Origin of the sequence: Pantoea phosphatilytica (assembly GCF_051025615.1) — a bacterium.
Classification (GTDB): domain Bacteria; phylum Pseudomonadota; class Gammaproteobacteria; order Enterobacterales; family Enterobacteriaceae; genus Pantoea.
In genome coordinates this window covers 204,703-226,937 of sequence record NZ_JBPFDF010000005.1, presented here as the reverse complement: position 1 = coordinate 226,937, position 22,235 = coordinate 204,703, and the positions used below count along the sequence as shown (strand labels likewise).

The 22,235-nt window shown below is 56.0% G+C and carries 21 protein-coding genes; 19 read left to right on the top strand and 2 right to left on the bottom strand.

Annotated features, from left to right (window positions below):
• Positions 1-44: 44 nt before the first annotated feature.
• The 18 genes from rsmG to ACR6AS_RS17730 all read left to right on the top strand — a co-directional run bounded on the left by rsmG (position 45) and on the right by ACR6AS_RS17730 (position 17,975).
• Positions 45-662, top strand: a complete 618-nt coding sequence (gene rsmG, locus ACR6AS_RS17815; RefSeq protein WP_434163322.1) for a 16S rRNA (guanine(527)-N(7))-methyltransferase RsmG — start codon at positions 45-47, stop codon at positions 660-662.
• Between the two features lie 709 nt (positions 663-1,371).
• A complete protein-coding gene (gene atpI, locus ACR6AS_RS17810; protein ID WP_111140948.1) occupies positions 1,372-1,752 on the top strand; it encodes a F0F1 ATP synthase subunit I in 381 nt (126 codons plus the stop codon).
• A gap of 8 nt (positions 1,753-1,760) precedes the next feature.
• A complete protein-coding gene (atpB, locus tag ACR6AS_RS17805; RefSeq protein WP_111140949.1) occupies positions 1,761-2,579 on the top strand; it encodes a F0F1 ATP synthase subunit A in 819 nt (272 codons plus the stop codon).
• 105 nt (positions 2,580-2,684) lie between these two features.
• Complete coding sequence (atpE, locus tag ACR6AS_RS17800; protein WP_003849523.1) at positions 2,685-2,924, top strand: F0F1 ATP synthase subunit C; 240 nt, start codon at positions 2,685-2,687, stop codon at positions 2,922-2,924.
• A gap of 108 nt (positions 2,925-3,032) precedes the next feature.
• Positions 3,033-3,503 (top strand): F0F1 ATP synthase subunit B, encoded by a 471-nt coding sequence (gene atpF, locus ACR6AS_RS17795; RefSeq protein ID WP_111140950.1) that lies wholly within the window; start codon positions 3,033-3,035, stop codon positions 3,501-3,503.
• A 14-nt stretch (positions 3,504-3,517) separates the two neighbouring features.
• Complete coding sequence (gene atpH / locus ACR6AS_RS17790; RefSeq protein ID WP_111140951.1) at positions 3,518-4,051, top strand: F0F1 ATP synthase subunit delta; 534 nt, start codon at positions 3,518-3,520, stop codon at positions 4,049-4,051.
• Positions 4,052-4,065: 14 nt separating this feature from the next.
• Entirely contained in the window at positions 4,066-5,607 is a 1,542-nt protein-coding gene (gene atpA / locus ACR6AS_RS17785; RefSeq protein ID WP_003849532.1) for a F0F1 ATP synthase subunit alpha, read from the top strand.
• Between the two features lie 52 nt (positions 5,608-5,659).
• A complete protein-coding gene (gene atpG, locus ACR6AS_RS17780; RefSeq protein WP_128084224.1) occupies positions 5,660-6,526 on the top strand; it encodes a F0F1 ATP synthase subunit gamma in 867 nt (288 codons plus the stop codon).
• Between the two features lie 30 nt (positions 6,527-6,556).
• Entirely contained in the window at positions 6,557-7,954 is a 1,398-nt protein-coding gene (atpD, locus tag ACR6AS_RS17775) for a F0F1 ATP synthase subunit beta (RefSeq protein WP_111141395.1), read from the top strand.
• 24 nt (positions 7,955-7,978) lie between these two features.
• On the top strand, positions 7,979-8,398 hold the full coding sequence (locus ACR6AS_RS17770) for a F0F1 ATP synthase subunit epsilon (protein WP_008926374.1): 420 nt from the start codon (positions 7,979-7,981) through the stop codon (positions 8,396-8,398).
• Positions 8,399-8,558: 160 nt separating this feature from the next.
• Positions 8,559-9,929 (top strand): bifunctional UDP-N-acetylglucosamine diphosphorylase/glucosamine-1-phosphate N-acetyltransferase GlmU, encoded by a 1,371-nt coding sequence (gene glmU, locus ACR6AS_RS17765; RefSeq protein WP_434163318.1) that lies wholly within the window; start codon positions 8,559-8,561, stop codon positions 9,927-9,929.
• A 153-nt stretch (positions 9,930-10,082) separates the two neighbouring features.
• Complete coding sequence (gene glmS, locus ACR6AS_RS17760; RefSeq protein WP_111141397.1) at positions 10,083-11,912, top strand: glutamine--fructose-6-phosphate transaminase (isomerizing); 1,830 nt, start codon at positions 10,083-10,085, stop codon at positions 11,910-11,912.
• Between the two features lie 166 nt (positions 11,913-12,078).
• A complete protein-coding gene (pstS, locus tag ACR6AS_RS17755; RefSeq protein ID WP_111141398.1) occupies positions 12,079-13,122 on the top strand; it encodes a phosphate ABC transporter substrate-binding protein PstS in 1,044 nt (347 codons plus the stop codon).
• A gap of 87 nt (positions 13,123-13,209) precedes the next feature.
• On the top strand, positions 13,210-14,172 hold the full coding sequence (gene pstC / locus ACR6AS_RS17750) for a phosphate ABC transporter permease PstC (RefSeq protein ID WP_013359566.1): 963 nt from the start codon (positions 13,210-13,212) through the stop codon (positions 14,170-14,172).
• Positions 14,169-15,059 (top strand): phosphate ABC transporter permease PstA, encoded by an 891-nt coding sequence (gene pstA / locus ACR6AS_RS17745; RefSeq protein ID WP_111141399.1) that lies wholly within the window; start codon positions 14,169-14,171, stop codon positions 15,057-15,059. Before pstC ends, pstA begins: the two co-directional genes overlap by 4 nt.
• 44 nt (positions 15,060-15,103) lie before the next feature.
• Positions 15,104-15,877 carry a phosphate ABC transporter ATP-binding protein PstB gene (gene pstB / locus ACR6AS_RS17740; RefSeq protein ID WP_111141400.1) on the top strand — a complete coding sequence of 258 codons (774 nt, stop codon included), beginning with the start codon at positions 15,104-15,106 and terminating at the stop codon, positions 15,875-15,877.
• Positions 15,878-15,894: 17 nt separating this feature from the next.
• Positions 15,895-16,629, top strand: coding sequence for a phosphate signaling complex protein PhoU (phoU, locus tag ACR6AS_RS17735; RefSeq protein ID WP_009088225.1), 735 nt, complete (start codon positions 15,895-15,897; stop codon positions 16,627-16,629).
• A 104-nt stretch (positions 16,630-16,733) separates the two neighbouring features.
• The gene (locus tag ACR6AS_RS17730) at positions 16,734-17,975 is read left to right on the top strand and encodes an MFS transporter (protein WP_434163313.1); all 1,242 of its coding nucleotides are present in this window, start codon (positions 16,734-16,736) and stop codon (positions 17,973-17,975) included.
• A gap of 116 nt (positions 17,976-18,091) precedes the next feature.
• On the opposite strand, the gene xylB is transcribed toward ACR6AS_RS17730, so the two are convergent.
• Positions 18,092-19,534 carry a xylulokinase gene (gene xylB, locus ACR6AS_RS17725; protein ID WP_434163311.1) on the bottom strand — a complete coding sequence of 481 codons (1,443 nt, stop codon included), beginning with the start codon at positions 19,532-19,534 and terminating at the stop codon, positions 18,092-18,094.
• A 17-nt stretch (positions 19,535-19,551) separates the two neighbouring features.
• The gene (gene xylA, locus ACR6AS_RS17720) at positions 19,552-20,874 is read right to left on the bottom strand and encodes a xylose isomerase (protein WP_111141403.1); all 1,323 of its coding nucleotides are present in this window, start codon (positions 20,872-20,874) and stop codon (positions 19,552-19,554) included.
• A 343-nt stretch (positions 20,875-21,217) separates the two neighbouring features.
• On the opposite strand from xylA, the gene xylF reads away from it, so the two are divergent.
• Positions 21,218-22,210 carry a D-xylose ABC transporter substrate-binding protein gene (gene xylF, locus ACR6AS_RS17715; RefSeq protein WP_111141404.1) on the top strand — a complete coding sequence of 331 codons (993 nt, stop codon included), beginning with the start codon at positions 21,218-21,220 and terminating at the stop codon, positions 22,208-22,210.
• Positions 22,211-22,235 lie beyond the last annotated feature (25 nt).

Here is a 22,235-nt window from a genome sequence, read left to right as displayed (position 1 = left end):
GAAACGGGGCGAGGTAACTCGCCCCCGCTGAATGGACTTATGCTGTGATCAACACACTCACATCGCTGCTGAAAGCAGCCGGTATTTCCCTCTCCGATCAACAAAAACAGCAGCTGGTTGCCTATGTCGGCCTGCTGGATAAGTGGAACAAAGCCTATAACCTGACCTCGGTGCGCGACCCGCAGCAGATGCTGGTCCGTCATATCCTCGACAGCATCGTAGTGGCGCCGCATCTCAGCGGGTCACGCTTTATCGATGTCGGTACCGGCCCGGGTCTGCCAGGCATTCCGCTGGCTATCGTGATGCCGGATGCGCACTTCACGCTGCTCGACAGCCTGGGCAAACGGGTCCGCTTCCTGCGCCAGGTTCAGCATGAGTTAGGACTTACTAACATTACTCCGGTTCAGAGCCGGGTTGAAGCGTTCCCCCCTGAGCCCCCTTTTGATGGCGTCATCAGCCGGGCGTTCGCCTCGCTGACCGACATGGTGAACTGGTGTCATCATCTGCCGGGTGGGGAAGGGCGCTTTTTCGCGCTTAAAGGCGTGCGTCCGGATGATGAAATTGCTGAGTTACCGGCGGGCTACGTTACTGATGCGGTTATTAAGCTGCAGGTTCCGCAGCTGGAAGGCGATCGTCATCTGGTGATCCTTCGTCGGCAGTAAGAGCCTGCTGGTCAGGAACTGCACACTTTTCTGCCACTTCCGCGATCGGCTTTGTGGCAAAAAAGGGCAGATGATGCGCCATCAATAAAAGATTTTGATTAAGACGTAACGGTGTGAGGGTTAAAAGGGTGACGGAAATTATCCGAAAAGCTCTGTTACATTTAACGATTAATTCACATTTAGTTATCAGAAATATCACCTGTATAGCGGTGTGACGGAATAGAGGTAGTCACGGATGAAAATATATCGAGGTAATAACTTCGCGTACGTAATATGAATTTCACGTTTATCAGGCAACGTTCGATGTCAATAGCGTATTTTCTGTGAAAATAGTTCCGGAAAGGCTTTTTTAAAATCCTAAGCCAATGATTTAAAAGGGTTAAAACTTTTTGCGGATTGTTCTTAAATAGCGTGAAGATAAAACTCTGGCTGGCACAAGTGCTTATTATGTGATCTAAAGCACGCTTTAAAAGCCCGACAGACGAGAATTTTTGGCCAGATGAGGGTGAATCGCCGCAGGGTAATCTTTGGAAAAATAGCCCTCCGGAAAGAAATTTAAATAATTGTTCACCTTTTCGCTACTTACCGATTGAAATCGCAGGTGCGGCCCGTATAATTTGCACGGCTTTTGCTGCTTGACTCAACTGCGCAAAGGCAGTCTTATACGACACGCGACATACCCCTAACGGGGCAGGAGAGTATCAGCGTCATGTCAGTGTCTCTTTACAGTGTAAAATTCGCCCGAACGGTGCTGATGATTCAGCTGGTGACAATAGTCATCATCGGCGCACTCTTTGCTGTGAAAGATGTCATCTGGGGTGTCTCTGCTCTGGCTGGCGGTGCGGCAGCCTGGCTGCCAAACGTATTGTTTTTGTTTTTAGCCTGGCGCCTGCAGGGGCAACCCCCCGCTTCGGGGCGAGTCGCGTGGAGCTTCGCTTTGGGTGAAATAGCCAAAGTGTTTGCGACCATCATTTTGCTCATTGTGGCGTTGGGTCTATTCGGAGCGGCTTTCTGGCCGGTCGGGATAACCTGGTTATCGGTGCTGGTGGTACAAATGCTGGCACCGGCGGTAATTAACAACAAAGGGTAAGAGGCATCATGGCTGCAGGAGAAATCTCTACTCCGCAAGAGTACATTGGTCACCACCTGACACATCTTCAGTTGGACCTGCGTACCTTCGAGTTAGTGAATCCGCACGACGCTCCCGCGACGTTCTGGGTATTAAATATCGATTCCATGTTTTTCTCTCTGGTGCTGGGAGTTATCTTCCTGGTGTTGTTCCGTAGCGTGGCGAAGTCTGTCACCAGCGGTGTGCCAGGGAAAATGCAGGCGGCTATCGAACTGGTTGTCGGTTTCGTTGATAGTAACGTGCGCGACATGTATCACGGTAAGAGCAAACTTATCGCCCCGCTGGCTCTGACAATTTTTGTCTGGGTCTTCCTGATGAACTTCATGGATCTGCTGCCAATCGACCTGCTGCCATATATTGGTGAGCATCTGTTGGGGTTACCGGCGCTGCGCGTCGTACCGTCTGCAGACGTGAACATCACGCTGTCTATGGCGTTGGGCGTATTTATTTTGATTCTGTTCTACAGCATCAAAATGAAAGGCATTGGCGGCTTCACGAAAGAGCTGACGCTGCAGCCTTTTAACCACCCGATCTTCATCCCGATCAACCTGATTCTGGAAGGTGTGAGCCTGCTGTCTAAGCCTGTGTCACTGGGTTTACGACTGTTCGGTAACATGTATGCGGGTGAACTGATCTTTATCCTTATTGCCGGTCTGTTGCCGTGGTGGTCGCAGTGGGTGCTGAATGTGCCGTGGGCCATTTTCCACATCCTGATCATTTCGCTACAGGCTTTCATTTTCATGGTCCTCACGATTGTCTATCTGTCGATGGCATCTGAAGAACATTGATTTTTTTCTCAACACTACTTTCCCTCTTGATTTCGGGCGGCAGCGCACGTCGCTGAAGCCCGGAAGATGAAGGGAGCATTTAACTGAAACAAACTGGAGACTGTCATGGAAAACCTGAATATGGATCTGCTGTACATGGCTGCCGCTGTGATGATGGGCCTGGCGGCAATCGGTGCTGCGATCGGTATCGGCATCCTCGGAGGAAAATTCCTGGAAGGCGCTGCTCGTCAGCCTGACCTGATTCCTCTGCTGCGTACGCAGTTCTTTGTTGTAATGGGTCTGGTGGATGCAATCCCGATGATCGCTGTTGGTCTGGGTCTGTACGTGATGTTTGCTGTCGCCTAAAGCCCTTGTGTTCACTCAACGCACAATGTGCAGGGGTGAACGGATTCTGCCGCTTATCACAGCGATAACGGCAGAAAAGTTAAATACTCAATCTAGAGGCATTGTGCTGTGAACATTAATGCAACAATCCTCGGCCAGGCTATCGCGTTCATCCTGTTTGTCGCGTTCTGCATGAAGTACGTATGGCCGCCGATTATGGCTGCCATCGAAAAGCGCCAGAAAGAAATTGCTGAAGGCCTTGCTTCTGCTGAACGTGCAAAGAAAGATTTGGATCTCGCGCAGGCTAATGCGACCGACCAGCTGAAAAAAGCCAAAGAAGACGCTCAGGTCATTATCGAGCAAGCGAACAAGCGTCGCGCGCAGATTCTGGACGAAGCCAAAACCGAAGCTGAAAACGAACGTAATCGCATCGTGACACAAGCGCAGGCTGAAATTGACGCCGAACGCAAACGTGCGCGTGAAGAACTGCGTAAGCAGGTTGCGTTGCTGGCTATGGCTGGTGCCGAGAAGATCATCGAACGTTCCGTGGATGAAGCTGCTAACAGCGACATCGTTGATAAACTGGTCGCTGAACTGTAAGGAGGGAGGGGCTGATGTCTGATCTGATTACTGTAGCTCGCCCCTACGCCAAAGCAGCTTTTGACTTTGCTGTTGAGCATCAAAGTATAGAACGCTGGCAACAGATGCTGGCGTTTGCCGCAGAAGTGGCTCGCAATGAACAGATGGCTGATCTTCTTTCCGGTGCATTAGCACCTGAAGCGTTGGCAGCGTCGTTTAACGCAGTATGTGGTGATCAACTGGATGAACCCGCGCAGAACCTGATTAAGGTGATGGCGGAAAACGGACGTTTGACAGCGCTTCCGGCTGTACTGGCTCTTTACATCGAACTGCGTGACGCTCACGAAGCTACCGCTGAAGTCGATGTTATCTCCGCCAGTACGCTGAGTGACGACCAGCTGAATAAAATCAGCGCCGCGATGGAAAAACGTCTGTCACGCAAAGTTAAGCTGAATTGCAAAATTGATAAGTCTGTGATGGCAGGCGTGATCATCCGTGCGGGTGATCTGGTTATTGATGGCAGCGTACGCGGCCGTCTTGACCGTCTGGCTGACGTCTTGCAGTCTTAAGGGGACTGGAGCATATGCAACTGAATTCCACCGAAATCAGCGAACTGATCAAGCAGCGCATTGCTCAGTTCAATGTCGTGAGTGAAGCTCACAACGAAGGTACGATTGTTTCTGTAAGTGACGGTATCATCCGCGTACACGGCCTGGCCGATGTAATGCAGGGTGAGATGATTGCCCTGCCGGGTAACCGTTACGCTATCGCCCTGAACCTCGAGCGTGACTCGGTTGGTGCAGTGGTGATGGGTCCTTACGCTGACCTCGCCGAAGGCATGAAGGTTAAGTGTACTGGCCGAATTCTTGAAGTACCGGTAGGCCGTGGCCTGCTGGGCCGCGTCGTGAACACCCTGGGTGCGCCTATCGACGGTAAAGGCGCCATCGACAACGATGGTTTCTCACCGGTTGAAGTGATCGCGCCAGGCGTTATCGATCGTCAGTCAGTCGACCAGCCGGTTCAGACCGGTTATAAGTCCGTCGATGCGATGATTCCAATCGGCCGTGGCCAGCGTGAGCTGATCATCGGTGACCGTCAGACCGGTAAAACCGCGATGGCAATCGATGCGATCATCAACCAGCGCGATTCAGGCATCAAGTGTGTCTACGTTGCGATTGGTCAGAAAGCCTCAACCATCTCCAACGTGGTTCGTAAGCTGGAAGAGCATGGCGCACTGCAGAACACCATCGTTGTTGTGGCGTCTGCGTCTGAATCTGCTGCGCTGCAGTATCTCTCTCCATACGCCGGCTGTGCGATGGGTGAATACTTCCGTGACCGCGGTGAAGATGCGCTGATCGTTTATGATGACCTCTCCAAGCAGGCTATCGCTTACCGTCAGATCTCGCTGCTGCTGCGTCGTCCACCAGGTCGTGAAGCTTTCCCTGGCGACGTGTTCTATCTCCACTCCCGTCTGCTGGAACGTGCATCACGCGTAAGCGCTGATTATGTAGAACGTTTCACCAATGGCGCTGTGACAGGTAAAACCGGTTCACTGACCGCGCTGCCGATCATCGAAACCCAGGCGGGCGACGTTTCTGCGTTCGTTCCGACCAACGTAATCTCGATTACCGATGGTCAGATCTTCCTGGAATCGAACCTGTTCAACTCCGGTATTCGTCCGGCGGTTAACCCAGGTATTTCGGTATCCCGTGTGGGTGGTGCTGCTCAGACCAAGATCATCAAAAAACTGTCCGGTGGTATCCGTACCGCGCTGGCACAGTATCGTGAACTGGCGGCGTTCTCGCAGTTCGCTTCCGATCTGGATGATGCAACCCGCAAACAGCTGAGCCACGGTCAGAAAGTGACCGAGCTGCTGAAGCAGAAACAGTATGCGCCGATGTCTGTCGCGCAGCAGGGTCTGGTTCTGTTCGCTGCAGAGCGTGGCTACCTGAACGACGTTGAACTGGCAAAAATTGGCAGCTTCGAAGCTGCGCTGCTGGCCTTCGCCGATCGCGACCACGCTGAGCTGATGGCTGAAATCAACCAGTCTGGCAACTTTAACAACGATATCGAAGCGAAGCTGAAAGGCCTCATCGATACGTTTAAAGCAACCCAGTCCTGGTAATGTCTGGCGGCTTGTCTGAAAAGGCAGGCCGCAAGGCTTTGAGGAGAAGCTAATGGCCGGCGCAAAAGAGATACGAAGCAAGATCGGAAGCGTGAAAAACACGCAGAAGATCACCAAAGCGATGGAAATGGTCGCCGCCTCCAAAATGCGTAAAACGCAGGAACGCATGGCGGCCAGCCGTCCGTATGCAGACACCATGCGCAAAGTGATTGGTCACCTTGCGTTGGGTAATCTGGAATACAAGCACCCTTACCTGGAAGAGCGCGACGTGAAGCGCGTCGGCTACCTGGTCGTTTCAACAGACCGCGGGCTTTGTGGTGGTTTGAACATTAACCTGTTCAAAAAATTACTGGCGGATATGAAGTCCTGGTCCGATAAAGGCGTGCAGAGCGATCTGTCGATTATCGGTTCGAAAGGGGCGTCATTCTTCAGTGCTGTCGGTGGCAATATTGTGGCACAGGTCAGCGGCATGGGCGATAAACCTGCCCTGTCAGATCTGATCGGCCCGGTAAAAGTGATGTTGCAGGCCTATGATGAAGGCCGCATCGACAAGCTGATGATCGTCAGTAACAAGTTCAATAACACCATGTCTCAGACTCCGACCATCACCCAACTGCTGCCGTTAGCGCCAGCGGAAGGTGAAGAAGAGATGAAGGCGAAGACCTGGGATTACCTGTACGAACCCGATCCGAAAGCGCTGCTGGATACCCTGCTGCGTCGTTATGTCGAATCGCAGGTTTATCAGGGTGTGGTGGAAAATCTGGCCAGTGAGCAGGCCGCACGTATGGTGGCGATGAAAGCCGCAACCGACAACGGCGGAAATCTGATCAAAGAGCTGCAGTTGATTTACAACAAAGCTCGTCAGGCCAGCATCACCCAGGAACTTACCGAGATCGTCTCGGGGGCCTCCGCGGTTTAACCAGGTTTGGAATTAGGTAGAGGATTCAAGATGGCAACTGGAAAGATTGTCCAGATTATCGGCGCCGTTGTTGACGTCGAATTCCCTCAGGACGCGGTACCGCAAGTGTACAGCGCCCTTGAGGTGATGAATGGTGATGCGCGTCTGGTGCTGGAAGTTCAGCAGCAGCTGGGCGGCGGCGTAGTACGTACCATTGCAATGGGTACGTCTGACGGCCTGAAGCGTGGTCTGAGCGTCAACGACCTGCAGAAACCGATTCAGGTACCCGTCGGTAAAGCGACACTGGGCCGTATCATGAACGTTCTCGGCGAGCCAATCGATATGAAAGGCGACCTGAAAGAAGAAGATGGCAGCGCAGTAGAGATCGCCTCTATTCACCGCGCAGCGCCTTCTTATGAAGAACAGTCTAACTCGCAGGAACTGCTGGAAACCGGCATCAAGGTTATCGACCTGATGTGTCCGTTTGCCAAAGGCGGTAAAGTGGGTCTGTTCGGTGGTGCGGGTGTAGGTAAAACCGTCAACATGATGGAACTGATCCGTAACATCGCGGCTGAGCACTCAGGTTACTCTGTGTTTGCCGGTGTGGGTGAGCGTACTCGTGAGGGTAACGACTTCTACCACGAAATGACCGACTCAAACGTTATCGATAAAGTTGCCCTGGTCTATGGCCAGATGAACGAGCCGCCGGGTAACCGTCTGCGCGTGGCACTGACCGGTCTGACCATGGCGGAAAAATTCCGTGATGAAGGCCGCGACGTTCTGCTGTTCATCGATAACATCTACCGTTACACCCTGGCCGGTACAGAAGTTTCTGCACTGCTGGGTCGTATGCCATCTGCGGTAGGTTACCAGCCAACGCTGGCCGAAGAGATGGGTGTGTTGCAGGAGCGTATTACCTCCACCAAGACCGGTTCAATCACCTCCGTACAGGCCGTTTACGTTCCTGCGGATGACCTGACTGACCCGTCACCAGCGACCACCTTTGCGCACTTAGACTCAACGGTAACGCTGAGCCGTCAGATCGCCTCTCTGGGTATCTACCCGGCCGTTGACCCGCTGGATTCCACCAGCCGTCAGCTGGATCCGCTGGTTGTGGGTCAGGAGCACTATGATGTTGCGCGTGGCGTTCAGTCACTGCTGCAGCGTTATCAGGAGCTGAAAGACATCATCGCCATCCTCGGTATGGATGAGCTGTCTGAAGAAGACAAACTGCTGGTGGCACGCGCGCGTAAGATCCAGCGTTTCCTGTCTCAGCCGTTCTTCGTTGCGGAAGTATTCACCGGTTCACCGGGCAAATACGTTACGCTGAAAGACACTATCCGTGGCTTTAAAGGCATCATGGAAGGTGAGTTTGACCACCTGCCAGAGCAGGCCTTCTACATGGTTGGTGCCATCGAAGAAGCCGTGGAAAAAGCGAAGAAACTGTAATAACGGTTTCCCGGGAGGAAGATTATGGCTATGACTTATCACCTGGATGTGGTCAGCGCAGAAGAACAGCTGTTCTCTGGTCTGGTACAGAAAATTCAGGTGTCAGGTAGCGAAGGTGAACTGGGGATTTTCCCTGGCCATGCGCCGCTGCTGACTGCCATTAAGCCTGGAATGATCCGTATCGTGAAACAGCACGGAGAAGAGGAGTATATCTACCTCTCTGGCGGCGTGCTGGAAGTGCAACCGGGCAGCAGCACCGTCCTGGCCGATACCGCGATTCGCGGTACCGATCTGGATGAAGCGCGTGCTCTGGAAGCAAAACGCAAAGCAGAAGAGCACATGAACAGCAGCCACGGCGACGTGGACTATGCTCAGGCCTCTGCCGAGCTGGCGAAAGCCATTGCTAAACTGCGCGTGATCGAACTGACCAAAAAAGCGATGTAATCCAGCTTTATGCGTCACGAAATGCCAGCCCTCGGGCTGGCATTTTTTTTGTCTGACACGCCCGATCGGCCTGTTCGCCTAATTTCGGCCTGAGAAAAATGTAGTAATCTCAACCCCAAACCGCTTTACTTTCACCCGTAAAAATTCACTCAGGATGGTTATGTCTAACAGTGCGATGAGTGTGGTGATCCTGGCCGCTGGCAAGGGCACCCGTATGTATTCTGATCTGCCTAAAGTGCTGCACAAACTGGCAGGCAAACCGATGGTTCAGCATGTGATTGATGCCGCGAAAGGGCTGGGTGCGCAGCATGTGCATCTGGTTTATGGTCACGGCGGCGACCATCTCAAAGCGACGCTGACCGACAGCACACTTAACTGGGTGCTGCAGGCGGAACAGCTCGGCACCGGCCATGCGATGCAGCAGGCGGCACCCGCGTTTGCCGATGATGAAGATATCATGATGCTCTACGGCGACGTGCCGCTGATCGCTGAGGCCACGCTGCAGCGTCTGCGTGAAGCAAAACCCGAGGGCGGCATCGGCTTACTCACCGTGGTGCTGGATGATCCCACCGGCTACGGCCGCATTGTGCGCGAAAACGACACCATTGTCGGGATTGTGGAACAGAAAGATGCCACTCCGGCACAGCTCCGCATTCATGAGATCAATACCGGCATCCTGATCGCCAACGGCGGCGATTTGAAACGCTGGCTGGCGCAGCTCACCAACAATAATGCGCAGGGCGAATATTACATCACCGACATCATCGCGCTGGCGCATCAGGAGGGGCGGGTGATTAACGCCGTCCATCCGACACGCATCAGCGAAACCGACGGCGTGAATAACCGGCTTCAGCTGGCGACATTAGAGCGCACCTTCCAGGCGGAACAGGCGGAAAAACTGCTGCTGGCGGGCGTGATGCTGCGCGACCCGGCGCGGTTCGATCTGCGCGGCACGCTGACGCATGGCCGGGATGTGGAGATCGATACTAACGTCATTATTGAAGGCCAGGTCACGCTGGGCGCGCGCGTAAAAATCGGCGCGGGCTGCATCATCAGAAACAGCGTGATCGGTGATGACTGCGAAATCAGTCCCTATTCGGTGATCGAGGATGCCAATCTCGCGACCGCCTGTACCGTTGGCCCCTTTGCCCGTCTGCGTCCCGGCAGCGAGCTGGCGGCCGCCGCCCACGTAGGCAACTTCGTTGAAATGAAGAAAGCGCGCCTGGGCAGGGGATCAAAAGCCGGTCACCTCTCCTATCTCGGTGATGCCGAGATTGGCGACAACGTGAACATCGGCGCGGGCACCATTACCTGTAACTATGATGGCGCCAATAAATCGAAAACCGTGATTGGCGATGATGTCTTTGTGGGATCCGACACGCAGCTGGTGGCACCGGTCAGCGTGGCGGCAGGCACCACCATTGCGGCAGGCACCACCATCATGAAGGATGTGACTGAGGCGGGTCTGGTCTATAACCGCAAAGCGCAGAACCACAAAGCGGACTGGCAGCGTCCGGTGAAGAAAAAATAAAATTTTAACGGCCCGCTTTACGCGGGCCGGTGCAGTGCAGTGCCAGAACTATAATCCCCACTCTCTACAAGGCTCGGGGAACCGGCAACGCCGGATATCAGGTCGCATGACAACAGAAGTGGCGAAAAGCCATGTAGTCAGGAAAACATCATTATGTGTGGAATTGTTGGTGCAGTAGCACAGCGCGATATCGCAGAGATTCTGCTGGAAGGTCTGCGTCGTCTTGAGTATCGCGGATATGATTCGGCCGGGCTGGCCGTGGTCGATCGTCAGGGGCACGTGACGCGCCTGCGTCGTTTGGGAAAAGTGCAGAAACTGGCGGAAGCGGCCGAACAGCAGCCGCTGATTGGGGGCACCGGTATCGCGCATACGCGCTGGGCCACCCACGGTGAGCCGTCTGAGGCGAACGCGCATCCGCACGTCTCAGAGCACATCATCATCGTGCATAACGGCATCATTGAGAACCATGAGCCGCTGCGCGCAGAGCTGATCGCACGCGGCTACGTCTTTGCCTCCGAAACCGACACCGAAGTGGTGGCGCATCTGATCCACTGGGAGCAGAAGCAGGGCGGTTCGCTGCGCGAAGTAGTATTGCGTGTGATCCCGCAGCTGCGCGGTGCCTACGGTATGGTGATCATGGACAGCCGCGATCCGTCACTGCTGGTGGCCGCCCGTTCAGGCAGTCCGCTGGTTATCGGCCGTGGCGTTGGCGAAAACTTTATCGCCTCGGATCAGCTGGCCCTGCTGCCGGTCACCCGCCGGTTCATCTATCTGGAAGAGGGCGACATCGCGGAGATCAGCCGTCGTGATGTCACCATCGTCGATCGTGACGGCAGCATCGTGACGCGCGCGGAGATCGAATCGAACCTGCAGTATGACGCCGGTGACAAGGGCATCTACCGTCACTATATGCAGAAAGAGATCTACGAACAGCCGATGGCGCTGAAAAGTACCCTGAGCGGCCGGTTCAGCCACGGGCAGGTTGACCTCAGCGAACTGGGCGCGGGCGCAGAGGCGCTGCTGAGCCAGGTCGAGCATATCCAGATTATCGCCTGCGGCACCTCCTACAACTCCGGCATGGTGTCCCGCTACTGGTTTGAGTCGCTGGCAAACATTCCCTGCGATGTTGAGATCGCCTCGGAGTTCCGCTACCGCAAATCCGCGGTGCGCAGGAACAGCCTGCTGATTACCCTGTCGCAGTCCGGTGAAACGGCCGATACGCTGGCGGCGCTGCGCCTCTCGAAAGAGCTGGGCTACCTGGGGTCGCTGGCGGTCTGCAACGTGGCCGGTTCATCCCTGGTGCGGGAATCGGACCTGGCGCTGATGACCAAAGCGGGCACCGAAATCGGCGTTGCCTCCACCAAAGCCTTTACCACTCAGCTCGCGGTGCTGCTGATGCTGGTGGCCAAACTGGGCCGTCTGAAAGGGATGTCTGCCGACACCGAGCATGAGATCGTGCATGCGCTGCAGGCGTTGCCGAGCCGCATCGAGCAGATGCTGGCGCAGGATAAGCTGATCGAAAATCTGGCCGAAGGCTTCTCCGACAAGCATCATGCGCTGTTCCTGGGCCGTGGCGACCAATATCCGATCGCGATGGAAGGGGCGCTGAAGCTCAAGGAGATCTCCTACATTCATGCGGAAGCCTATGCGGCCGGCGAGCTGAAACATGGCCCGCTGGCGCTGATCGATGCCGATATGCCGGTGATCGTGGTGGCGCCTAACAATGAACTGCTGGAGAAGCTCAAGTCCAACATCGAAGAGGTGCGCGCGCGTGGCGGCCTGCTCTACGTCTTTGCCGACCAGGATGCAGGCTTCAGCGACAGCGACGGAATGAAGATTATCCCGCTGCCGCACGTCGAAGAGGTGATAGCACCGATCTTCTACACCGTGCCGCTGCAGCTGCTCTCCTATCACGTCGCCCTGATCAAAGGCACCGACGTCGATCAGCCACGTAACCTGGCGAAATCCGTTACCGTGGAATAAAAAAAGTGGGCCCCGTCGCGGGCCCGCTTCATTTCAGCGCACTGTCATATAACTGTCACATTTCGTACATTTCACTGTCATCAAACTGTCCTATTTTCCCTCCTGCAGCAATCACTGACTCTTACTAAAACGGCCCCGAGCCTGACTTTTCTCCCCTGGAGGGAACATGACACTGATGCGTAGCACCGTAGCCCGACTCCTCGCCACCACTTTCGCTGTAAGCGCGGTATCTGCTTTTGCGGCAACCGATCTCACCGGCGCAGGCGGGACGTTCCCGGCGCCGGTTTATGCCAAGTGGGCAGCAGAATATCAGCAAGCCACCGGTAGCAAGATTAACTACCAGGGTATCGGTTCATCTGGCGGCGTGAAGCAGATCATCGCCAAAACCGTGGATTTCGGTGCGTCCGATGCGCCGATGAAAGAGGAAGACCTGCAGAAAAACGGCCTGTTCCAGTTCCCGACCGTGATCGGTGGCGTGGTGCTGGCGGTGAACCTGCCAGGGATCAAGTCAGGTCAGCTGACGCTGGATGGCAAAACCGTGGGTGACATCTACCTCGGCACCATCAAAAAGTGGAACGACCCGGCGATCGCTAAACTCAACCCCGGCGTGAAACTGCCGGAAACCAACATCAACGTGGTACGCCGCGCTGACGGTTCAGGCACCTCTTTCGTCTTCACCAGCTATCTGGCGAAAGTGAACGAAGAGTGGAACAGCAAAATTGGTAAAGGCAACACCGTTAACTGGCCGGTGGGTCTGGGTGGTAAGGGCAATGACGGCGTCGCTGCCTTTGTTCAGCGTCTGCCGGGCTCAATCGGCTATGTGGAATACGCCTACGCCAAACAGAACAACCTGACCTACACCAAACTGGTGGATGCCGATGGCAAAGCGGTCGCGCCGAGCGAAACCAGCTTCAGCAATGCGGCGAAAGGCGCAGACTGGAGCAAATCGTTCGCCCAGGATCTGACCTTCCAGAAGGGGGCGGATGCCTGGCCGATCTCCTCAACCACGTTCATCCTGATCTACAAAGACCAGGCGAATGCGGCCAAGGGTGCAGAAGTGCTGAAGTTCTTTGACTGGGCGTTCAAAAGCGGCAGTAAAACGGCCACCGCGCTGGATTACGCTGCGCTGCCGGATAGCGTGACCGAACAGATTCGCGCGGCCTGGAAAGCCAACATCAAAGACAGCTCTGGTAAGGCGCTTTATCAGTAATGGACCGATCCTGACCGGACACTGCGCCGGTCAGACCCAACGGGCGGCGTGATGCCGCCCTGATAACTTCTGAAGACCGAGACTTTTATGGCTGCAACGAAGCCGGCATTCAAAGCCCCAGGCAAACAGGGTGACAGAATTTTTGGCGCGCTGGTCAGGCTGGCGGCGCTGATTGTCCTGTTACTGATGGGCGGCATTATCGTCTCCCTGATCATCTCCTCGTGGCCCAGCATCCAGAAATTTGGTTTCGCCTTTTTGTGGACCAAAACCTGGGATGCGCCCAACGAACAGTTTGGCGCACTGGTACCGATTTACGGCACCCTTGTGACCTCCATTATCGCGCTGATCATCGCCGTGCCGGTGAGCTTTGGCATCGCGCTGTTCCTGACTGAACTCGCGCCAGGCTGGCTACGTCGCCCGCTGGGCACCGCCATCGAACTGCTGGCAGCAATTCCGAGTATTGTTTACGGCATGTGGGGCCTGTTTGTCTTTGCGCCGCTGTTTGCCGAATATTTTCAGACGCCGGTCAACGACGTGATGTCGGGCATTCCGATTGTCGGCGAGCTCTTCTCCGGCCCCGCGTTCGGGATCGGGATCCTGGCGGCGGGCGTGATTCTGGCGATCATGATCATCCCCTACATCGCCTCGGTGATGCGTGACGTTTTCGAGCAGACTCCGGTGATGATGAAAGAGTCTGCCTACGGCATCGGCTGTACCACCTGGGAAGTGATCTGGCGCATCGTGCTGCCGTTTACCAAAAACGGCGTGATTGGCGGTGTGATGCTGGGGCTGGGACGTGCGCTGGGTGAGACGATGGCGGTGACCTTTATTATCGGCAACACCTACCAGCTCGACAGCCCGTCGCTGTTTATGCCGGGCAACAGCATCACCTCGGCGCTGGCTAATGAGTTCGCGGAAGCGGAGTCGGGCGTGCACGTTGCGGCGCTGATGGAGCTGGGTCTGATCCTGTTTGTGATTACCTTTATCGTACTGGCGATTTCAAAACTGATGATTATGCGCCTGGCGAAAAGTGAAGGAGCGCGCTCATGACCACTATTGAAATTCAGGCGCGCGCCGAACTGGAAGCGTCACGCCGCAAAATGCAGGCCTGGCGCAGCACCAAAAATAAAATTGCGCTGACGCTGTCGATGCTGACGATGGCATTCGGGCTGTTCTGGCTGGTGTGGATCCTGTTCACCACCGTCACGCGCGGCGTGGATGGCCTCTCCTGGTCGCTGTTTACCGAATCGACTCCGCCGCCGAACACGGCAGGTGGCGGTCTGGCCAACGCCCTGGCGGGCAGTGGCTTACTGATTTTCTGGTCGACCTTCTTCGGTACGCCGCTGGGCATCATGGCCGGGATCTATCTGGCGGAATATGGGCGTAAATCCGCCCTGTCAGAGGTGATCCGCTTTATTAACGACATTCTGCTGTCGGCGCCTTCGATTGTGGTCGGCCTGTTTGTCTACACCCTCGTAGTGTCGCAGATGCAGCACTTCTCCGGCTGGGCCGGGGTGATTGCGCTGGCGCTGCTGCAGGTGCCGATTGTGATCCGCACTACTGAAAACATGCTGCGTCTGGTGCCGGACAGCATGCGTGAAGCGGCTTATGCGCTCGGCACGCCGAAGTGGAAGATGATCTCGGCCATCACCCTGAAAGCGTCGGTCTCCGGCATTATTACCGGCGTGCTGCTGGCGATCGCCCGCATCGCGGGTGAAACCGCCCCGCTGCTGTTCACGGCGCTGTCGAACCAGTTCTGGAGCACCGACATGATGCAGCCGCTGGCAAACCTGCCCGTCACCATCTTTAAGTTCGCCATGAGCCCCTTCGCCGAATGGCAGAGCCTGGCCTGGGCAGGCGTGCTGATTATTACCTTCTGCGTGCTGCTGCTGAATATTCTGGCGCGGGTCATTTTCGCCAAAGGTAAACACGGTTAATTTCCGGCGCGGCCCTGTGCGGCGCCGTATAAGAGAGATGAATTATGAGTATCGCGACAGCATCAGCCGGTAAGATCCAGGTCCGTAATCTGAACTTCTATTACGGCAGGTTTCATGCGCTGAAGAACATCAACCTGGATATCGCTAAGAATCAGGTAACTGCGTTTATCGGGCCCTCGGGCTGCGGTAAGTCGACCCTGCTGCGTACCTTCAATAAAATGTACTCACTCTATCCGGAGCAGCGGGCAGAAGGGGACATTCTGCTGGATGGCGAAAACATTCTGGCCACCCAGCAGGATATCGCGCTGCTGCGCGCCCGTGTGGGCATGGTCTTCCAGAAACCGACGCCGTTCCCGATGTCGATTTATGACAACATCGCCTTTGGCGTTCGCCTGTTTGAAAAGCTCTCGCGTGCCGATATGGATGAGCGCGTACAGTGGGCGCTGACCAAGGCAGCCCTGTGGAACGAAACCAAAGACAAGCTGCATCAGAGCGGTTACAGTCTCTCCGGCGGCCAGCAGCAGCGTCTCTGTATCGCCCGCGGCATCGCGATTCGGCCGGAAGTGTTGCTGCTGGATGAACCCTGCTCCGCGCTGGACCCCATCTCCACAGGCCGTATCGAGGAGCTGATCACCGAGCTGAAACAGGACTACACCGTGGTGATCGTGACGCACAACATGCAGCAGGCGGCCCGCTGCTCTGACCATACGGCTTTCATGTATCTGGGCGAACTGATTGAGTTCAGCGACACCGACACGCTGTTCACCAAGCCCGCACAGAAGCAAACCGAAGATTACATTACCGGCCGCTACGGCTGATCTGACAGGAGATCAACATGGATAATCTGAATCTGAATAAACACATCTCCGGTCAGTTTAATGCCGAGCTGGAGCATATCCGTACCCAGGTGATGATCATGGGCGGCATGGTTGAGCAGCAGCTGACCGATGCCATTACCGCGATGCATAACCTGGACGGCGAACTGGCGCAGCGGGTGATCGACGGCGACCAGAAGGTCAACATGATGGAGGTGGAGATTGATGAGGCGTGCGTGCGCATCATCGCCAAGCGTCAGCCCACCGCGATCGATTTGCGCCTGGTGATGGCGATCATCAAAACCATCTCCGAGCTGGAGCGCATCGGCGACGTGGCAGAAAAGATCAGCCGCACGGCGCTGGAGAAGTTTGGTCAGCAGCACCTGCCGCTGCTGGTGAGCCTGGAGTCGCTGGGGCGTCACACCGTGCAGATGCTGCATGACGTGCTGGATGCCTTTGCGCGCATGGATCTCAATGAGGCGATCACCATCTACCGCGAAGACAAGAAGGTAGATAAAGAGTACGAAGGGATTGTGCGCCAGCTCATGACCTACATGATGGAAGATCCACGCACCATTCCCAGCGTGCTGACGGCGCTGTTCTGTGCCCGTGCCATTGAGCGCATCGGCGATCGCTGCCAGAACATCTGTGAAATTATCTTCTATTTTGTCAAAGGTCAGGATTTCCGTCATGTCGGCGGCGACCGGCTCGACGAGCTGCTGTCGGGTGACGATGGCAGCAACCGCCCCTCCTGATAAAATCGATCCCTGCGCCTGAACGGCGCAGGGATAACCCTTTTCGATTGGTCACATCCTGAACTCTCTTTATAATTGCGACACTTTTCTTTCAGAGGTGCGCAATGATCTCCCCTTCTCCCCAATCTAAGCCGGGCGTGACGCCTGGCAAAGCGATGCTGGCTGCGGTCAGTGGTTATGCCATGGATGGATTTGACCTGCTGATACTCGGCTTTATGCTGCCGGCTATCAGCGTTTCGCTGGCGCTCAATCCATCACAGGCGGGATCGCTGGTGACCTGGACGCTGATTGGCGCGGTTATCGGTGGCATCGTCTTTGGCCATCTCAGCGATCGTTTTGGTCGCATCCGTATGCTGACCGTCACGATCCTGGTTTTCTCGATCTTTACCGGCCTGTGCGCAGTCGCGCAGGGCTACTGGGATCTGCTCGCCTGGCGGACGCTGGCAGGGGTCGGTCTGGGCGGCGAGTTTGGTATCGGCATGGCGCTGATTGCCGAAGCCTGGCCCGTGGAGAAGCGCAATCGCGCCTCAGCATGGGTCGGCATGGGCTGGCAGCTGGGCGTGCTGATGGCGGCCTTTATCACGCCCCCGCTGCTGGCGCTGATCGGCTGGCGCGGCATGTTCCTGGTGGGCGTTTTGCCTGCGCTGGTCTCCTTTGCCATCCGCCGTGGCATGGGTGAACCGGAAGCGTATCAGAAGCAGGTTAAGCATGTGCCGTCGCTCTCGTTTCCGGCGCGCCTGAAGCTGCTGGTGCGTGACCGCGCCACCGCCAAAGCCAGCTTCGGCATTTTTATCCTCTGCTCCGTGCAGAACTTTGGTTATTACGGACTGATGATCTGGATGCCGAGCTACCTCTCTTCCAGCTTTGGCTTCAGCCTGACAAAGTCGGGTCTCTGGACCGCCGTGACCGTCGTCGGCATGACCTTTGGCATCTGGCTGTTTGGCGTGCTGGCCGATCGCTTTGCGCGCTGGAAAATTTTCCTGCTCTATCAGTTTGGCGCGGTAGCGATGGTGGTGATTTATGCACAGCTCCGTGACCCGACCATGATGCTCTTTACCGGCGCCATCATGGGGATGTTCGTTAACGGCATGATTGGCGGCTACGGTGCGCTGATTTCCGATACCTTCCCGCCTCAGGTGCGCGCCACCGCGCAAAACGTTCTGTTTAATCTGGGGCGTGGCGTGGGCGGCTTTGGCCCGGTGGTGATCGGTCTGCTGGCGAGTCAGTTCTCGTTCACCGCAGCCATCACCCTGCTGGCGCTGATTTACCTGCTGGATATTGTGGCGACCCTGTTCCTGCTGCCGAAGAAGCAGGGGCAGGAAGACACGCTGGGCGCGATTGGCTGATGCAGTGATGAGAACGCGCTGGAAAACCGCTTTCCGGCGCTGCCATCCAGTCGGGCGCTGACAGAGAGAGCAGACTGCCAGGCTACCGTGCAGGCGGGCCTGGCAGCCCTGTGAGGTTAATGCATCAGCGGCAGGAGCTGCTGATAAAGGGCGGCAAAAGTCGCCCGGCGTGATGCGTAACCGGCCATCCTGGCCGGATCCGGCTGATGGCGCTGCACCCGCGCCGGTGTCGGCACGGTCACGCCGGGATCCAGCGCCTGCTGCGCCAGCCGTGCCGCACCCAGTGCGGGGCCAACTTCCCCGCCATGACAATAATCGAGAGTCTGACCGCTGATATCCGCCAGCATCTGACGCCACAGCGCACTGCGCGCGCCGCCGCCGATCAGCATAATGCTCTCAGGCTTAACGCCACACTCATGCACCACGTCGATCCCCTCCGCCAGCGCAAACCCGACTCCTTCCAGCACCGCACGGGCCAGCTCCGGCCGCCCGTGCTGGTGGGTGAAGCCGAAGAACGCGCCCCGGGCATTGGGGTTGTTATGCGGGGTACGTTCGCCGGAAAGATAGGGCAGAAACCACAGCGACGGCACATCATTGCGCGCGCGCTCAGCTTCAGCCAGCAGTTCAGGCACATCCCGGCAGCCGGTCAGCGTGGCTGCCCAGTCGAGGCAGGACGCCGCGCTGAGCATTACCGACATCAGGTGCCAGCGCTGCGGTAAGGCGTGACAGAAGCTGTGGACCGCACGCTGTGGGTTACTCAGGTAGCCGTCACTCACCACGAAATAGACGCCCGAGGTGCCCAGCGACAGCATCGCCTGACCCGGCTCCGTCATGCCGACGCCCACCGCGCCCGCCGCGTTGTCGCCGCCGCCCGCCGCCAGCGGCACCACCTTCATCTTCCAGCGGGTCGCCAGGTCCGCGTGCAGCGTGCCGGTCTGCGCATTGCCTTCACAGAGCTTCGGCATCTGATCGCGGCTGAGATCGCAGGCGCGCAGCATCACGTCGCTCCAGTCACGCTGAGCCACATCCAGCCACATCGTGCCGGCAGCATCGGACATATCGGTAGCAAAGTCGCCACTCATTCGCCAGCGCAGATAATCTTTGGGCAGCAGGACATGCGCAATCTGACTGAAAATAGCCGGTTCGTTCTGTTGTACCCACAGCAGCTTGGGCGCCGTGAAGCCGGGCATCATCAGGTTACCGGTGATCGTCCGCGAATCCGGCACTTTCTGCTCCAGCTCACGGCACTGCGCCTCACTGCGTCCATCATTCCAGAGCATGGCGGGACGCAATACCCGGTTTGTGCTGTCGAGCAGCGTCGCCCCGTGCATCTGCCCGCTCAGCCCAATGGCCTGCACGGCCTGCAGATCCTGCTGCGCACTCAGCGCCTGCATCGCCACATCCAGCGCCTGCCACCAGCTCTCGGGATCCTGTTCGCTCCACAAGGGCTGCGGACGTGAAACCTGCAGTGCCGCCGTTTCCGTGGCCACCACGTTGCCCTGTGCATCCATCAGCACCACTTTGACGCCGGAGGTGCCTAAATCGATCCCGATAAACATGCTCTGCTCCTGAAGGTTTAGAAATCAAACAGATAGTGATTCACCAGATTTTCCAGCTGCTCCTGGCGTCCGCTCTGATGCTGCGGATTAAGCTGCTGCTGCTGAGCATGCGCCGCCAGCGTCGCCAGTGAAAACTCCCCTTTCAGAATTTGCTGGCCGAACTCACCATTCCAGCCGCTGTAACGCTGCGCCACACGCTTATCCAGTTCGCCATCGCTGATCATGCGAGCCGCGACCTTCAGCGCCAGCGCCATGGTATCCATCGCGCCAATATGGCCGTAGAAGAGGTCATATTTGTCCGTGCTCTGACGGCGCACTTTGGCATCAAAGTTTAAGCCACCGGTGGTAAAGCCGCCCGCCTTGAGGATTTCGTACATCACCAGCGCATTCTCTTCCACGCTGACCGGGAACTGGTCGGTATCCCAGCCGCACTGCGCGTCGCCACGGTTGGCATCCACCGAACCAAAAATACCCAGCGCAATCGCAGTCGCAATTTCATGATGGAAAGAGTGACCGGCCAGGGTGGCATGATTCGCCTCAACGTTGACCTTGATCTCTTTCTCCAGCCCGAACTGTTTCAGGAAGCCATAGACGGTAGCGACATCGTAGTCATACTGATGCTTGGTCGGCTCCTGCGGTTTTGGCTCAATCAGCAGCGTTCCCTGGAAGCCCGTTTTATGTTTGTGCTCCACCACCATCTGCATAAAGCGGCCAATCTGCTCACGCTCCTGACGCAAATCGGTATTCAGCAGGGTTTCATACCCTTCACGACCGCCCCACAACACATAGTTTTCGCCACCCAGCGTTTTGGTGGCCTGCATGGCGCTGCAGACCTGGGTGGCGGCCCAGGCAAAGACCTCTGGATCGGGGTTGGTGGCGGCCCCGGCGCCGTAGCGCGGATGGGTAAAGCAGTTTGCCGTACCCCACAGCAGTTTCACGCCGGTCTCCTGCTGTTTTTCCAGCAGTTTATCGGTCATCGCGGCCAGGTTCTCTTTGTAGCTGCGCAGCGAATCCCCTTCCGGCGAAACGTCAACATCGTGGAAGCAGTACCAGGGGACATTCAGCTTATAAAAAAACTCAAAAGCGACATCGGCTTTGAGTCTTGCCTGCTGCAGTGCATCGCCGCTTTTGTGCCAGGGGCGATCAAAGGCACCGACGCCAAACATATCCGCGCCGTTCCAGCAGAAGGTGTGCCAGTAACAGGCGGCAAAGCGCAGGTGCTCCGCCATGGTCTTACCGAGGATCAGCTCGTCGGGATTGTAGTGACGGAAAGCGAGAGGATGAGTCGACTGGGTGCCTTCATAACGAACCCGATCGATCTGATCGAAATAAGCGTGCATGGTTTGCTCCTTAGCATCAGTACCCGAATGGTCTGCGTTGAAGCCCTATTTGACAGAGGCGACTGTCCCGGCTCAATTACGATATTTCACTCCGGGTTTCAGATAATTATTATTTGTGCGCTGAGTCGCAAATTATCCTTCTCTGATAACCGGGTTTTTAGATTTCTCACCTGTCCGAAAAAGGTGAAACCTCGATCGCGCTCATAAAAAAAGAAATAAACCAAAAAACGTAATAGCCGGATAAAAATCAGTAATTGCTGTAACCGGAAAAGAAGGGCAACAATTCATCCGCCTGGTTTATCGGCCTGAAACGACAATAGCCTCAACCTACAGGATAACCCTAATGAAGATGAAACATGCACTGTTAGCCGCCTGCGCGGCGCTGGCGCTGTTCAGCCAGACCAGCGTGGCAAAAGAAGTGAAGATCGGCATGGCGATTGATGATTTGCGACTCGAACGCTGGCAGAAGGATCGTGACATTTTCGTGAAACAGGCTGAAACGCTGGGCGCTAAAGTGTTTGTTCAGTCAGCCAACGGTAATGAAGAGACCCAGATGTCGCAGATTGAAAATATGATCAACCGCGGTGTCGATGTGCTGGTCATTATTCCCTATAACGGTCAGGTATTGAGTAACGTTGTCGCCGAAGCGAAACGGGAAGGCATTAAAGTTCTGGCCTATGACCGGATGATAAATAACGCCGATATCGACTTCTATATCTCTTTCGATAATGAAAAAGTGGGTGAGCTGCAGGCTGAAAGCATTGTGAAACAGGTGCCTCAGGGCAACTATTTTCTGATGGGTGGTTCACCGGTGGATAATAACGCCCGTCTGTTTCGTGCCGGACAGATGAAAGTGTTAAAACCTTATATTGATAAAGGCGCAATTAAAATTGTCGGCGATCAGTGGGTCGATGCCTGGCTGCCGGAAAATGCCCTGAAAATCATGGAAAACGCCCTGACCGCTAACGGAAACCATATCGATGCGGTGGTGGCTTCTAACGATGCCACCGCTGGCGGTGCAATTCAGGCGCTGAGTGCGCAGGGGCTGGCAGGAAAAGTGGCGATTTCCGGTCAGGATGCGGATCTTGCGGCGATTAAGCGCATCAAAGCGGGCACTCAGACCATGACGGTTTACAAACCGATTACCGAGCTGGCTACCGAAGCGGCGAAAATCGCCGTCGAGCTGGGCGACGGTAAAACACCTGCCAGCAACAGCAAGCTGAATAATGGCCTCAAAGATGTGCCGTCACGGCTGCTGAAGCCGATCCCGGTTAATAAAGACAATATCGAAAGCACCGTGGTGAAAGACGGCTTCCACAAACAGAGCGAACTCTGACCGCGCAGAGCGTGAGGGAGGACCA

Coding starts and splice junctions, on each gene's coding strand:
- xylA (WP_111141403.1), bottom strand. CDS start 20,874: ATGCACGCTTATTTCGATCAGATCGATCGGGTTCGTTATGAAGGCACC.
- atpH (WP_111140951.1), top strand. CDS start 3,518: ATGTCTGATCTGATTACTGTAGCTCGCCCCTACGCCAAAGCAGCTTTT.
- glmU (WP_434163318.1), top strand. CDS start 8,559: ATGTCTAACAGTGCGATGAGTGTGGTGATCCTGGCCGCTGGCAAGGGC.
- atpE (WP_003849523.1), top strand. CDS start 2,685: ATGGAAAACCTGAATATGGATCTGCTGTACATGGCTGCCGCTGTGATG.
- xylF (WP_111141404.1), top strand. CDS start 21,218: ATGAAGATGAAACATGCACTGTTAGCCGCCTGCGCGGCGCTGGCGCTG.
- atpI (WP_111140948.1), top strand. CDS start 1,372: ATGTCAGTGTCTCTTTACAGTGTAAAATTCGCCCGAACGGTGCTGATG.
- pstS (WP_111141398.1), top strand. CDS start 12,079: ATGACACTGATGCGTAGCACCGTAGCCCGACTCCTCGCCACCACTTTC.
- atpB (WP_111140949.1), top strand. CDS start 1,761: ATGGCTGCAGGAGAAATCTCTACTCCGCAAGAGTACATTGGTCACCAC.
- pstA (WP_111141399.1), top strand. CDS start 14,169: ATGACCACTATTGAAATTCAGGCGCGCGCCGAACTGGAAGCGTCACGC.
- pstC (WP_013359566.1), top strand. CDS start 13,210: ATGGCTGCAACGAAGCCGGCATTCAAAGCCCCAGGCAAACAGGGTGAC.
- ACR6AS_RS17770 (WP_008926374.1), top strand. CDS start 7,979: ATGGCTATGACTTATCACCTGGATGTGGTCAGCGCAGAAGAACAGCTG.
- xylB (WP_434163311.1), bottom strand. CDS start 19,534: ATGTTTATCGGGATCGATTTAGGCACCTCCGGCGTCAAAGTGGTGCTG.
- glmS (WP_111141397.1), top strand. CDS start 10,083: ATGTGTGGAATTGTTGGTGCAGTAGCACAGCGCGATATCGCAGAGATT.
- atpD (WP_111141395.1), top strand. CDS start 6,557: ATGGCAACTGGAAAGATTGTCCAGATTATCGGCGCCGTTGTTGACGTC.
- atpG (WP_128084224.1), top strand. CDS start 5,660: ATGGCCGGCGCAAAAGAGATACGAAGCAAGATCGGAAGCGTGAAAAAC.
- atpA (WP_003849532.1), top strand. CDS start 4,066: ATGCAACTGAATTCCACCGAAATCAGCGAACTGATCAAGCAGCGCATT.
- ACR6AS_RS17730 (WP_434163313.1), top strand. CDS start 16,734: ATGATCTCCCCTTCTCCCCAATCTAAGCCGGGCGTGACGCCTGGCAAA.
- pstB (WP_111141400.1), top strand. CDS start 15,104: ATGAGTATCGCGACAGCATCAGCCGGTAAGATCCAGGTCCGTAATCTG.
- phoU (WP_009088225.1), top strand. CDS start 15,895: ATGGATAATCTGAATCTGAATAAACACATCTCCGGTCAGTTTAATGCC.